Below are 12,751 nucleotides of genomic sequence, written 5' to 3'. Positions count from 1 at the left end.
CCGCAGCGGGGTTTCATGTCTTGGTGCCCAGGAGAGGACTCGAACCTCCACGGTTTTACCCGCTAGTACCTGAAACTAGTGCGTCTACCAATTCCGCCACCTGGGCAGGTGAGCCGCCAATTTTGAAGCCAGGCCTGGATGTTGTCAACGGCCAGGCACCGGGCGGCGCTGGGTCGGGGCAGGGCGGGTGTACCATGCGGCGATGAGCAAACGTACCCCCAAGCGCGGCGGGAAGACCGCGCCAGGCAAGGCTTCCGGCAAGGGCACCGCGCCCCGTTCCGGCGGCAACAAGGGCGGTGGCAAGCTGCCGCCATGGATGCCGGAAACGGCCGCTGCCCCGGTCCGGGGTCCCAAGCCGGGCAAGCCTTCGCGACCCGCCAAGGAGGCGACCGCGCGGCCGGCCAGGGGCAAGGGGTTCCACGATCCGCACGCCGCGCGCGAGGCCGAGCGCTATGCCAATCCGATCCCCAGCCGCGAGGCCATTCTCGGACTGCTGGCGGCGTCTGATGGCCCGCAGGACGCCGATTTCCTGGCGCAGACTTTCCGGCTGACCGAACCGGACCGTCGCGAGGCCCTGGACAAGCGGCTGTCGGCGATGGTGCGCGACGGCCAGTTGCTGCTCAACCGTCGTGGCGGCTATGCGCCGGCCGAGCAGATGGACCTGGTGCCCGGGGTGGTGATCGCCAATCCCGACGGCTTCGGCTTCCTGCGCCCGGATGCCGGCGGCGACGACCTGTTCCTGCCGCCGTACGAGATGCGCAAGGTCATGCATGGCGATCGCGCCATGGCCAGTATCACCGGCATGGACCGTCGCGGTCGCCGCGAAGGCGCCATCGTCGAGGTGCTGGAGCGCCGGATGAGCCGGCTGATCGGCCGCTTCGAACTGGAGGCGGGCATCAGCTACGTGGTGCCGGACGACAAGCGCATCCAGCGCAACGTGCAGATCCCGCCGGACGCGCGCGGCGATGCCCGCGACGGACAACTGGTGGTGTGCGAACTGGTGCAGGCGCCGGACCCGCGGCGGCCGCCGATCGGACGGGTGCTGGCGGTGCTGGGCGACAAGCTGACGCCGTCGCTGGTGGTCGAGATGGCCATCCACGGCCACGACATTCCCAGCGAATTCCCGCAGGCGGTGCTGGATGAGGCTGCGGCGGTGCCGTTGCAGGTGGATGCGTCGATGCTCGGCGACCGGGTCGACCTGCGACAGTTGCCGCTGGTCACCATCGACGGTGAGGACGCCAAGGATTTCGACGACGCGGTGTACTGCGAACCCAACCGCAACGGCTTCCGTTTGCTGGTCGCCATCGCCGACGTGTCGCATTACGTGCGCCCCGGCAGTCCGCTGGACGACGAGGCGCAACGGCGTGCCACCTCGGTGTATTTTCCCGGCTTCGTGGTGCCGATGCTGCCGGAAACGCTGTCCAACGGCATCTGTTCGCTGAATCCGCGGGTCGATCGCATGTGCTTCGTCTGCGACATGCAGATCGATCACGAAGGCGAGGTGACCCGTTCGAAGTTCTACGAGGCGGTGATGAATTCGCACGCCCGCCTGACCTATACCCAGGTGTGGAAGGCGGTAGGCGAGGACGACGCCGAAGCGCAGGCGCAGGTCGGTGCGCAATTGCCGCAGCTGCAGCGCCTGCACCAGTTGTACCAGGTGCTGGCCAAGGCCAGGAAGCGGCGCGGGGCGATCGAGTTCGAGTCCTCGGAAGTGCGCTTCGTGCTCGACAATCGCGGCGAGGTGACCCAGGCCGGCATGCTGCTGCGCAACGACGCGCACAAGCTGATCGAGGAATGCATGGTCACCGCCAACGTCGAGGCGGCGCGTTACCTGCTGAAGAAGCACATTCCGGCGCCGTACCGCATCCACGAGCGGCCGCCGGAATCCAAGTACGCTGACTTGCTGGAGTTCCTGAAGGAATTCAAGCTGAGCCTGCCGGCCTGGAGCAAGGTGCAGCCGGCCGACTTCAGCAAGCTGCTGAAGAAGGTGCGCGACCGCCCCGATGCGGCGCTGCTGGAGTCGGTGCTGCTGCGCAGCCAGAGCATGGCGGTGTATTCGCCGGACAACGTCGGCCATTTCGGTCTGGCGCTGGAGGCCTACGCCCATTTCACCTCGCCGATCCGCCGCTATCCGGACCTGTTGGTACATCGGGCGATCAAGTACGCGCTGGTCGGTGGCAAGTCCGACAAGTACCGCTACAGCCCGCACGAGATGGCGGCGCTGTCGCTGCAGTGTTCCGAGCGCGAGCGGCGTGCGGACGAGGCCGAGCGCGAGGTCGACGAACGCTACCGCGCGGCGTGGATGGAGCAGCACGTGGGCGGGCAGTTCGACGGCGTGATCAGCGGGGTGACCAGCTTCGGCCTGTTCGTCGAGCTGGACCAGTCCAAGGTCAACGGTCTGATCCACGTCACCCAGCTGCCGCACGACTATTACCACTTCGACCCGGTGCGCAAGACCCTGACCGGCGAGCGTCGCGGGATGGAGTTCCGCCTTGGCGACCGGGTACGGATCGTGGTGCTGAAGGCCAGCCTGGAAGAGCGCAAGATCGATTTCCGCCTGGTCGAAGGCCGCGAGGACGAAGCGGCCGGCAGCGGCCAGCGTGCCTTCCCGGCACGGCGCAAGAAGCAGAAATACTGAGCGCGCCGGAGCATCCATGCCTAAGCCAGTCCATAGCGGTGGTTGCCAGTGCGGCGCGGTCCGGTTCCGGGTCGTCGGCGAACTGGACGATGCCTCGATCTGCCATTGCCGGATGTGCCAGAAGGCGTTCGGCGGCTATTTCGCGCCCTTGGTGTCGGTGCGCGGCGCCGAGTTCGCCTGGACCCGCGGCGAGCCCCGGCGTTTTGCTTCGTCGAACCTGGTCAATCGCGGCTTCTGCGCCGACTGCGGCACGCCGCTGACCTACGAGGCGCCAGACGGCCTGGCCATCGCGGCCGGTGCGTTCGACGACCCATCCGCGCTGGCGCCGTGGGTGCAGTACGGGGTGGAGGGCAAGCTGCCCTACGTGGACGGACTGTCCGCACTGCCGCAGCGACGCACCGAGGAAGACGAAGCGGCGGCGGAGTTTCTGGCCCGCATCGTGTCCTTCCAGCACCCCGACCACGACACCGCGGACTGGCCGCCGCCACGCGGCTGAGCGCGGCTCAGTACAGCACGCGGGTGCGCAGGGTGCCGGGGATCGCGGTCAGCGCCTCGCGCAGGTCGGTGGTCTGTTCCTCGCTGGCGGTGATGTCGATGACCACGTAGCCGACCTGCGGATCGGTGCGCAGGAACTGGCCGTCGATGTTGACCTCGCGCCCGCGGAACACGTCGTTGATCTGCGACAGCACGCCCGGCACGTTGCGGTGAATATGCAGGATGCGGCGGCTGCCTTCGTGGCCGGGCAGGGTGACCTCGGGGAAGTTGACCGCCGACAGGGTGCTGCCGTTGTCGCTGTAGCGGACCAGCTTGGACGCCACCTCGATGCCGATGTTGTCCTGCGCCTCCAGCGTGCTGCCGCCGACGTGCGGGGTCAGGATGACGTTGTCCAGCCCACGCAACGGCGATTCGAATTCGTCGCCGTTGCCTTTGGGCTCGACCGGGAACACGTCCACCGCCGCGCCGCCGAGGCGGCCGTCGCGGATCGCCGAGGCCAGCGCGTCGATGTCGACCACGGTGCCGCGCGAGGCGTTGATCAGGTGCGCTCCGGCCTTCATCGCGGCGATTTCGTCCGCGCCGAACATGTTCCGGGTCGCCGCGGTTTCCGGTACGTGCAGCGATACCACGTCGCTGCGTCCGAGCAGTTCGCGCAGGCTTTCCGACGGCCGCGCGTTGCCCAGCGACAGCTTGGTCTCGATATCGTGGAAGACCACCTGCATGCCGATCGCCTCGGCCAGTACGCCGACCTGGGTGCCGATGTGGCCGTAGCCGATGATGCCCAGGGTCTTGCCGCGGGCCTCGTGGCTGCCCTCGGCGGATTTGGACCAGCCGCCGCGATGGCATTCGGCGTTCTTCTGCGGCACCCCGCGCAGCAGCATGATGGCCTGGGCGATGACCAGCTCGGCCACGCTGCGGGTGTTGGAGTAGGGCGCGTTGAAGACCGGGACACCGGCCAGTTCGGCCGTTTCCAGATCGACCTGGTTGGTGCCGATGCAGAAGCAGCCCACGGCGAACAGCCGGCGCGCCTCGGCCAGCACATCGGCGCTCAGGTGGGTGCGCGAACGGATGCCGACGATGTGCGCCTCGGCGATGCGCGCCTTCAGCTCGTCCTCGGGCAGCGACTTCCTGTGGTATTCGATCTGGGTGTAGCCGGCGGCGCGGAAGGTATCGACGGCGGTCTGGCTGATGCCTTCCAGCAGCAGGACGCGCAGGTCGCCCTTGGGAAACGAGGTTTTCTTCGACATGTGCGATCTGCGCTGACGGCGCGGAAAGGGTCGCCACTATGCCAGAACCGCTGCATCGATGCTGCGGCGGAACGCGGTATTCCGCCGATGCGTTCGTTGCCGCTGAAACCGTCATCGCCGGATCGTGGCGCGATGGCTGGACGCCGGCACGGCGCGCTGGCACGCTGGCAGTCCCCTTTCGCCCCGCTTGTCCGTACCGATGACCGACCCGCGCCTGGACGCATTGAAGCAGGCCGCGCCCGCGCTGCGCCTGAAGACCGATCCCGCCGACCTGGAGCACTACGGCCGAGACTGGACCCGGCGCTGGACGCCGGCGCCGCTGGCGGTGGCCCTGCCGGACACGGTGGAGCAGGTGCAGGCCATCGTGCGCTGGGCCAATGCGCAGGGCGTGGCGCTGGTACCGTCCGGCGGCCGCACGGGATTGTCCGGTGGTGCGGTGGCCGCCAGCGGCGAACTGGTGCTGAGCCTGGAGCGGATGAACAAGGTGCTGGACTTCGATCCGGTGGACCGCGCGCTGACCGTGCAGGCCGGGATCCCGCTGGAGGCGGCGCAGAACGCTGCCCGCGACCATGGGCTGGCTTATCCGGTCGATTTCGCCTCGCGCGGCTCGTGTTCCATCGGCGGCACCATCGCCACCAATGCCGGCGGCATCCGCGTGATCCACTACGGCAACACCCGCGAGTGGATTGCCGGGTTGAAGGTGGTCAGCGGCAGCGGCGAGTTGCTGGAGCTCAATCGCGCCCTGATCAAGAATTCCAGCGGCTACGACCTGCGCCAGTTGATGATCGGTTCGGAAGGCACGCTCGGGATCGTGGTCGAGGCCACGCTGAAGCTGACCGATCCGCCGCCGCCGACCAACGTGATGCTGCTGGCACTGCCGTCGTTCGAGGTGCTGATGCGGGTATTCGCCGCCTTCCGCGAACGGCTGCAGCTGGAGGCCTTCGAATTCTTCACCGACGTGGCGCTGCGCCACGTGCTGGCGCACGGCGCCCAGAATCCGTTCGACGCCGCCTATCCGTACTACGTGGTCACCGAGTTCGCCATCGGCGACGAGGCGCGCGAGGCGGCGGCGATGGCCGCGTTCGAATACGGCATGGAGCAGGGCTGGATCGTCGACGGCGCGATCAGCCAGAGCGATGCGCAGGCCGCGCAGTTGTGGCGGCTGCGCGAAGGCATCACCGAAAGCATCGCTTGCTACGTGCCGTACAAGAACGATGTCTCGGTGCGGATTTCCGCGATGCCGGCGTTCCTGGCCGAGGCGCAGGCGCTGCTGGGCCAGGCCTATCCGGAATTCGAGGTGGTCTGGTTCGGCCACATCGGCGACGGCAACCTGCACATCAACGTGCTCAAGCCCGAGTCGATGGCGCAGGACGTGTTCGTCGGCCAGTGCGAGCAGGTCACCAAGCTGCTGGCCGGGGTGCTGCAGCGGCACGCCGGCAGCATTTCCGCCGAGCACGGCATCGGACTGGTCAAGAAACCGTATCTGGAAAGCACCCGCAGCGCGGCCGAAATTGCGCTGATGCGCGGCCTGAAGCGGGTCTTCGACCCGAATGGGATCCTGAATCCGGGCAAGCTGCTGGACACCTGAATCCGGCGCAAGGCTGGGCGTGCCGGCGTCCAGCCCGTATGCTTGTCGCCGACGATTCCCCGGAGCGAACACCATGCGCCGACTGCTGACGACTGTTCTTCTTGCCGCTGCCTGCACGCCGGTGCTGGCGGGCAGTTTTGCCGGTACCACGGCGGGTAGTTCGGCCGGCGCCAGTTCCAACGGCACCTCGGCCTCGTCCGGCAGCAGTTCCGGAGATGACAAGATCGTGCTGGCGGCCCGCGACGACGCGGCGCTGTTCGTCGCCAGCGACGGCCGCATCCGCGGCGTGCGGCTGGAGGCGGCGCTGCACCTGCTGCGCGAGAACGATGCCGTTTCGCGTCAGGCCAGCGATCTGGCGCTGGCGAAGGCGATCCTGGCGCGCTGATGCGGCGGGGGCTGCGCCCCTGCCTGTGGTTGCCGTGGCTGTTGCTGTGTTCGGGTCTGGCCGTGGCCGCGCCGGCGGACGGCTTGCGGCTGCAGGTGGACGAATCGGAGCTGGACGCCGCGCACGCGACCGCCAGCCGCGAACTGCTGCAAGCCACGCTTGCGCGTCTGCCGTCGCGCTGGACGCAGGCGCTGGGGCCGTTGTCGCTGCGCTGGCGAGACGACCTGCCCGAAGGCGTGCATGGGCGCGCACGGCAGGGCGTGCAGCTGCGCCGGCAGCTGCTGGACGATTTCATTGCTTCGGATGCTTCGGCCGACGATGTCGCCGCCGCGCCGACCCGCGCGGTGCAGGCGGCGTTGATCCACGAGTTGGCGCATTTCTACCTGCGCACGCCGAAAGGTCGGTTGCAGGCCGATTCACGCCTGCTCGACCTCGCCGGCTGGCCGGCCAGCCCGTTCCGTTTCGGCGGTCGCGGCGGCCGCAATGATTTCCGCGACCGCGGCCCGGACCGCTACGAGCTGGAGTCGCCGGACGAATTCGTCGCAGTCAATCTGGAACATTTTCTGCTGGACCCGGACTACGCCTGCCGGCGACCGGCGCTGTACCGGTATTTCGCCGCGCATTTCGCCGTGCAGCCGGCGCATCCGGAATGTACCAGCACGCTGGCCTTCGTCGAATCGCCGACTGCGGCGACCGATGCGCCGCTGCTGTCGCTGGATCCGGCGCGGGTGTACGCAGTTGAATACCTGCTGGCCGAAGGCAATGCGCAGCCGCTGAGCCGCTGGGGGCACAGCATGCTGCGTCTGGTGATCTGCGCGCCGGGGCGCGTGCCGGGGCCGGAGTGTCGGCTGGATCTGGAGTATCACCGGGTACTGTCGTTCCGCGCCTTCGTCGACGACGTGCAGATTTCCAGCTGGCGCGGACTGACCGGGGACTATCCCTCGCGGCTGTTCATGCTGCCGCTGTCGCAGGTCGTCGAGGAATACACCCAGGTGCAGCTTCGCGGCCTGCACTCGCTGCCGCTACGATTGTCGCGCGAGGAGATTGCCGCCTTGCTCGAACGCGCGGCCCGCGTGCACTGGAGCTACGACGGCCGCTACTACTTCGTATCCAACAACTGCGCGGTGGAAACCTGGCGCCTGTTGCACGATGGCGTCCCACGACTGGCTGCCGCGCCTTTGCGCAGCATCACCCCGAACGGATTGCTGCGCCGCCTGCAACGCGAGGGGATCGCCGACGATTCGGTCCTGGGCGACGAAGAACGGGCGCGCCGGCAGGGCTATCGGTTCGAAGCGGCCGACAGTTACTACCAGGACATGCTCGACGCGGCGCGCGGCGAACTGGCGCTGCCGCAATCGCGCGCCGTGGACTGGCTCGACCTGTTGCCGGAGCAGCGTGCGCCGTGGCTGACACAGGCCGGCTTGCGCGGCAGCGCCGCCCTGCTGGTGCTGGAACAGGCGGCCCTGCGACGGCAACAGGCGCTGGCTCGCGACGAACTGAAACGCCGGTTGCTGGATCGCGACGGCGATGCCGGGCCGGCAGCGGAGGCGTTGCAGGCCTTGCTGGCCGAGGAGGCCGCGCTATCGCGTCCGGCTGGCCTGATCGCCGAAGGTTATGGCCTGCCGCAGGCGGACGAGATCGCGCGCGCCATGACCCAGGCCGGTGCGCGGCGTGGGCAGGCCGACGTTTTGCGTGAAGAATTGCTGCGGCAGGCACATGCGGCGTTGTCGCCGGTACGGCAGCGGGCATTGGACGCTATCGACGCCAACCTGGCCGCGCTGTCGGTGCGGCTGCGCGAACTGGCGGCGGAGGAAAGCGGCAGCGGGTCGCCGCCGTAGCCCGCGATCAGTCGGCGCGGCCGCCGAACTCGCCGGTGGTGGTGTTGACCAGGATGCGTTCGCCGCTGGCGATGTATTCCGGCACCATGATCTCGATGCCGGTACTCAGTCTGGCCGGCTTCGGCCGCTTGGTCGCGGTGCCGCCCTTCAGCTCCGGCGGGGTTTCCACCACTTCCAGCACGACGTGCTGCGGCAGTTGCAGCGCCACCGGCGCATCGTCGATGACCTGCACGTAGCAGCCGCCCAAGCCCTCGGTGATGTAGCCGGCGTCATCGCCCACCACCTCGGCGTCGAGCATGTACGGGGTGTAGTCCTCGTCGTCCAGGAACACGAAGGCGCTTCCGTCCATGTACGAGAAGCTGGCCTGCCGGCGCAGCAGCTCGACTTCGCTCAGGTTGTCGTCGGCGTCGAAACTGGCATCCAGCTTGTTGCCGCCCGGCACGCTGTACATGACGAAGCGGAAGCGCACGTTGCCGCCGCGCCCCTGCGGCGAGCTGCGATCGATGTCGCGGATCTGGTACACGCCGCCGCCGTATTCGACGACGTTGCCTTTCTTGATGTCGGATGCCTTCATGGGATTTCCGTGGTGTGTCGGTCTGTCGGTTATGCGAAGGGATCGAATGGCTTGACGAGGGTGACGCCAAGCAGCTGTTCCGGGGCATCGGGTTGCGGCCCCCAGATGGCCATCCATTCCGGGTGTGCCTGCTCGTAATCGGTACGCTCGCCGAAGGCGGCCAGCGACGGGTACTCGATGTCCAGAATCACGAGGTCGGCATCCGCGCCGGGCAGGGCCGGCTGATAGAAGCGGATGGCCTGCGGCATCGAGGCCGAGACGAATCTGGCATCGGCGGATGCTTGCAGTTTGGCGCGGAAGGCAGGCATGCCGCCGGGCCGGATCCGGTAGGTGAAGCGGGCGATGATGCTCATGGGATGACTCGGCAGGATGTGATCATTTCGGCGCCAGCCGCACCGCGCCGTCGAGGCGGATGGTTTCGCCGTTGAGGTAGCGGTTGCCGAGGATATGGGCGACGAGTTCGGCGAATTCCTCGGGGCGGCCGAGGCGCGAAGGGAAGGGGATCGAGGCCGACAGCGAGGTCTGCACCTCGTCCGGCATGCCGTCGACCATCGGCGTCCAGAAGATGCCGGGGGCGACGGTGTTGACGCGGATGCCGAAGCGGGCCAGTTCGCGCGCCATCGGCAGGGTCATGCCGACCACGCCGCCTTTCGAGGCCGAATACGCGGCCTGGCCGATCTGGCCTTCGTAGGCGGCCACGCTGGCGGTATTGACGATCACGCCGCGCTCGCCGTCGTCGCCGGGCGGGTTGTGCTGCATCAGCGCGGCGGCAGCCTTGGCGACGTTGAAGCTGCCGACCAGGTTGACCATCACCGTGCCCTGGAACTGCGCCAGCGGCATCGGCGCTTCGCGACCGAGTACGCGCCCGGCGCCGAGGATGCCGGCGCAGTTGACCGCCGCGTTCAGGCCGCCGAGGAATTCCTTGGCGGCCACGACATTGGTGGCGACCCCGTCCTCGCTGGTGACGTCGGTGTGGAAGTAGCGGGCGTTGCCGGCGCCGAGCGCGGCCACCGCGGCCTCGCCCTTGTCGTCGTTGACGTCGAACAGCGCGACCTTGCCGCCGTCGGTGACGATGCGTTGCGCGACGGCCAGGCCGAGGCCGGAAACGCCGCCGGTGACGATGGCGCGGGTAGCGGAAATCTGCATGGTGTGGGTGCCGGTGGAGAAGGGCGGCATTCTAGCCGATGGGCCCCGCAGGCACGCTGCGGCATCAGCCGTAGGCGGCGCGGCCCACCGGCATGCCGGCCAAGCGGCGGGCAAATTCGTCAGCCGGCAGGCCAGGCGCGAACAGGAAGCCCTGGCCGATCGGGACCCCGAGCTGCAGCAGGAACTGCCGTTGCGCATCCGATTCCACGCCTTCGGCGACCAGCCCCAGCCCCAGGCTGCGGGCGATGGCCGAGACCGCCTGGCAGACCGCCACGTCGGAGCGGTTGCCGGGCACGCCTTCGGTGAACAGCTGGCTGATCTTCAGGCCGTGGATCGGCAGCCGACGCAGATAGTTCAGCGCGCTGTAGCCTTCGCCGAAATCGTCGATGGTCAGGATCACGCCGAGCGCGCGCAGTTCGGCGAAGGTCTTCATCGTCACCGGCGCGTCCTCGATCAGCACACGCTCGGTGAACTCCAGTTCCAGTGCCGATCCGGGCAGGTCGAATTCCTGCAACAGGCCGCCGACGTAGGCGGCCAGGGTGTCCCCGGCGAACTGCTTGTACGACACGTTGACCGCGATGCGGACGATGCCCAGCCCCTGCTCGCGCCACTGGCGCGCCTGCCGGCAAGCTTCGCGCAGTACCCAGCGGCCGATGCGGACGATGTCGCCGGTGGTTTCGGCGTGGCCGATGAACAGGTCGGGGCGCAGCTCGCCCAGTTGGTAATTCTGCCAGCGGATCAGCGCCTCGGCGGCGACGGTATGCCCACGGCGCAGGTCGACCTGCGGCTGATAGACCAGGTGGAATTCGTTGTTGTCGGCGGCCCGCCGCAACTGCATTTCGATTTGCAGGCGGTCGTGCTGCTGACGCGCCAGTTCCACCGTGAACGGCTGCCAGGTGTTGCGCGAACGATGCTTGCTTTCGTACATCGCCAAGTCGGCATTCTGAATCAGTACCTGCGGGCGGATGCCGTCATCGGGGGCGACGGCGATGCCGATGCTGGCGCCGACGCTGAATTCGTCGTCACCGAGGCGGAATGGTTTGGCAAAGGCGGCGAGGATGCTGTCGGCAAGCTGTTCGGCCAGCTGGCTGTTTTCCTGCAGGCTGCAGACGACCAGGAATTCGTCGCCGCCGAAACGTGCGACCATGCCGCGGTCGTTGGTCGCGGCGAGGATGCGGTGCGCGGCCTGCAGCAGCACTTCGTCGCCGGCGTTGTGGCCGAGCGCGTCGTTGACGGTCTTGAAGCGGTCCAGGTCGATGTACAGCACCGCGACACCGGCGTTCTCCTGCTCGATCAGGCGCCGGTCTAGCTCGCGCAGGATGGCGTCGCGGTTGATCAGCCCGGTCAGCGGGTCGGTCGAGGCCTGCAACCGCAGCGATTCCTCGGTCAGCTTGTCCAGCGAGATGTCCTGCAGGGTGCCGGTGACGCGGGAGACGTCGGGATGGGCGCTGTCGGGCTCGCCGATGGCACGGATCCAGAAGCTGCGACCGTTGTGGCGGGTGCCCTGCAATTCCAGGTCGAAGGCGTTGCCGGTGGTGATGCAGGCCTCGATGGCGGCATGCAGGCGGCGGCGATCCGGTTCGCGCAGGCAGCGCAACAGATCTTCCAGGCGATGGATCGGCTGCGCCGGCGACAGGATCCGTACCGCCTCTTCGGTCAGGTGCAGGCGGTCGTTGACGGCATCCCATTCGCAGCCACCAATGTGGGCCAGCGATTGCACGCGATCGAACAGCGCGCTGTCGCGCTTGAGTGCGGTGACGTCGCTGAAGATGGAGGTGACCTGGGTCGGCTGGTCGCTGCCGGCGGCGAACTGCGGAACCGAGGTCACGGTGATCCAGCGCATCTGCTTGCGGATACGGTGGTACAGGCCGAGCAGCGCGCTTTCGACGACCTGTCCGCTGCGCAGGGCGCGCCTGGGGGGGAGGTCTTCGGGGTCGATCTCGTGCCCGTTGCCGTCCACAATCTGCCAGCGGCCCAGGCGCAGTTCCTCGCGCGCGTGCATGCCGTTCTCGCTGGTGTCGAGGATGCGCTGGGCGGCGCGGTTGATGTGGACGATCTGCAGCTTGCGGTCCTGGACCACGATGCCCTTGTCGACCACTTCCATCAGTTCGCGGTAGCGCAGCTCGGCTTCCTGGCGGCCGCTGAGGTCGCGCGCGACCGCGACCAGGCTCTTGCGCCCGTCGAAGTCGAAGTTGGCCGAATGCACTTCCACCGGGAAGCGAGTGCCGTCGGCACGCATGTTGGTGACTTCGATCACGTAGGTGCCGCCGCGATCCAGGGTTTCCCAGACCGGTCCCAGGTGGCCTTCCGGCAGGTCCGGGTTGAGCACGCTGATGTTCTTGCCGACCACTTCGTCGCGCGGGCGACGGTAGGCACGCATGCCGGCCTGGTTGAGGTCGAGCACGGTGCCGTCCTCGGCCAGGATGCTGACCGGATCGGGGACCGCGTCGAACAGCGCGCGGTAGCGGTTGCGTGCGCGTTCCGTGTTCTCCAGCGACGTACGCAGCGCGTGGACGGCACGGCGCAGCAGTTTGCGCGAACGCTGTGAATGCCCGGCGCTGCCGGCTGCCGCGACCAGAGATGCCAGCGTGCTGGTCAGTTCCTCGTCGCTGAGCAGGGTGTCGTCTTCGTCCCTGTCCGTGGCGTCCTGGCCTGTGGGCATGCGTATCATGCGTCCGTCGGTGCCCGTGGTGCCGGCGTTATCGCGCCCGCCATCGGCATCCCCCTGGTCCGGAGAGGGCCGGGCTGTCTGCAAGCCTGATGGCATTCGATGGCGTGAACCATGAGAGATCGCTCATTTCGGGAAACACGCAAGCCTCGGGCCTCGTTATTGGAACGCA

At 67.9% G+C, this 12,751-nt stretch carries 10 protein-coding genes and 1 tRNA gene; 5 read left to right on the top strand and 6 right to left on the bottom strand.

What is annotated here, in order from left to right:
- Positions 1-21 precede the first annotated feature (21 nt).
- Positions 22-106, bottom strand: a tRNA-Leu gene (locus CSC70_RS13110).
- Positions 107-202: 96 nt separating this feature from the next.
- Here CSC70_RS13110 and rnr point away from each other — a divergent pair.
- Both rnr and CSC70_RS13100 read left to right on the top strand, forming a co-directional pair.
- A complete protein-coding gene (gene rnr / locus CSC70_RS13105; RefSeq protein WP_162457096.1) occupies positions 203-2,638 on the top strand; it encodes a ribonuclease R in 2,436 nt (811 codons plus the stop codon).
- 16 nt (positions 2,639-2,654) lie between these two features.
- Positions 2,655-3,134, top strand: a complete 480-nt coding sequence (locus tag CSC70_RS13100; RefSeq protein ID WP_162457095.1) for a GFA family protein — start codon at positions 2,655-2,657, stop codon at positions 3,132-3,134.
- Between the two features lie 7 nt (positions 3,135-3,141).
- On the opposite strand, the gene serA is transcribed toward CSC70_RS13100, so the two are convergent.
- The gene (gene serA / locus CSC70_RS13095; protein WP_162457094.1) at positions 3,142-4,380 is read right to left on the bottom strand and encodes a phosphoglycerate dehydrogenase; all 1,239 of its coding nucleotides are present in this window, start codon (positions 4,378-4,380) and stop codon (positions 3,142-3,144) included.
- 199 nt (positions 4,381-4,579) lie between these two features.
- Here serA and CSC70_RS13090 point away from each other — a divergent pair, with 199 nt between their 5' ends.
- From CSC70_RS13090 to CSC70_RS13080, 3 genes are all read left to right on the top strand, one after another.
- A complete protein-coding gene (locus CSC70_RS13090) occupies positions 4,580-5,968 on the top strand; it encodes an FAD-binding oxidoreductase (protein WP_162457093.1) in 1,389 nt (462 codons plus the stop codon).
- Between the two features lie 73 nt (positions 5,969-6,041).
- On the top strand, positions 6,042-6,353 hold the full coding sequence (locus CSC70_RS13085) for a DUF2388 domain-containing protein (RefSeq protein WP_162457092.1): 312 nt from the start codon (positions 6,042-6,044) through the stop codon (positions 6,351-6,353).
- Positions 6,353-8,191: a DUF7844 domain-containing protein gene (locus CSC70_RS13080; RefSeq protein ID WP_162457091.1), complete on the top strand. Its 1,839-nt coding sequence runs from the start codon at positions 6,353-6,355 to the stop codon at positions 8,189-8,191. The genes CSC70_RS13085 and CSC70_RS13080 overlap by 1 nt, the downstream gene beginning before the upstream one ends.
- 7 nt (positions 8,192-8,198) lie before the next feature.
- Here CSC70_RS13080 and yeiP read toward each other — a convergent pair whose 3' ends face one another.
- The 4 genes from yeiP to CSC70_RS13060 form a co-directional block, all read right to left on the bottom strand.
- On the bottom strand, positions 8,199-8,765 hold the full coding sequence (yeiP, locus tag CSC70_RS13075; protein ID WP_162457090.1) for an elongation factor P-like protein YeiP: 567 nt from the start codon (positions 8,763-8,765) through the stop codon (positions 8,199-8,201).
- 29 nt (positions 8,766-8,794) lie between these two features.
- Positions 8,795-9,118 (bottom strand): hypothetical protein, encoded by a 324-nt coding sequence (locus CSC70_RS13070; RefSeq protein ID WP_162457089.1) that lies wholly within the window; start codon positions 9,116-9,118, stop codon positions 8,795-8,797.
- A 22-nt stretch (positions 9,119-9,140) separates the two neighbouring features.
- A complete protein-coding gene (locus CSC70_RS13065; RefSeq protein ID WP_162457088.1) occupies positions 9,141-9,911 on the bottom strand; it encodes an SDR family NAD(P)-dependent oxidoreductase in 771 nt (256 codons plus the stop codon).
- 64 nt (positions 9,912-9,975) lie between these two features.
- Positions 9,976-12,573 (bottom strand): sensor domain-containing protein, encoded by a 2,598-nt coding sequence (locus CSC70_RS13060; protein ID WP_162457087.1) that lies wholly within the window; start codon positions 12,571-12,573, stop codon positions 9,976-9,978.
- Positions 12,574-12,751 lie beyond the last annotated feature (178 nt).

The organism is Pseudoxanthomonas kalamensis DSM 18571 (assembly GCF_010211745.1).
GTDB classification, from domain to species: domain Bacteria; phylum Pseudomonadota; class Gammaproteobacteria; order Xanthomonadales; family Xanthomonadaceae; genus Pseudoxanthomonas_A; species Pseudoxanthomonas_A kalamensis.
Note: the sequence above shows the minus strand (reverse complement) of the source record. Positions and strands in the feature narration are given on the sequence as shown.

Excerpts from the sequence above, each read along its gene's own strand:
- serA (WP_162457094.1), bottom strand. The coding sequence starts at position 4,380 with ATGTCGAAGAAAACCTCGTTTCCCAAGGGCGACCTGCGCGTCCTGCTG.
- CSC70_RS13065 (WP_162457088.1), bottom strand. The coding sequence starts at position 9,911 with ATGCAGATTTCCGCTACCCGCGCCATCGTCACCGGCGGCGTTTCCGGC.
- CSC70_RS13090 (WP_162457093.1), top strand. The coding sequence starts at position 4,580 with ATGACCGACCCGCGCCTGGACGCATTGAAGCAGGCCGCGCCCGCGCTG.
- CSC70_RS13060 (WP_162457087.1), bottom strand. The coding sequence starts at position 12,573 with ATGCCCACAGGCCAGGACGCCACGGACAGGGACGAAGACGACACCCTG.
- CSC70_RS13070 (WP_162457089.1), bottom strand. The coding sequence starts at position 9,118 with ATGAGCATCATCGCCCGCTTCACCTACCGGATCCGGCCCGGCGGCATG.
- yeiP (WP_162457090.1), bottom strand. The coding sequence starts at position 8,765 with ATGAAGGCATCCGACATCAAGAAAGGCAACGTCGTCGAATACGGCGGC.
- CSC70_RS13085 (WP_162457092.1), top strand. The coding sequence starts at position 6,042 with ATGCGCCGACTGCTGACGACTGTTCTTCTTGCCGCTGCCTGCACGCCG.
- CSC70_RS13100 (WP_162457095.1), top strand. The coding sequence starts at position 2,655 with ATGCCTAAGCCAGTCCATAGCGGTGGTTGCCAGTGCGGCGCGGTCCGG.
- rnr (WP_162457096.1), top strand. The coding sequence starts at position 203 with ATGAGCAAACGTACCCCCAAGCGCGGCGGGAAGACCGCGCCAGGCAAG.
- CSC70_RS13080 (WP_162457091.1), top strand. The coding sequence starts at position 6,353 with ATGCGGCGGGGGCTGCGCCCCTGCCTGTGGTTGCCGTGGCTGTTGCTG.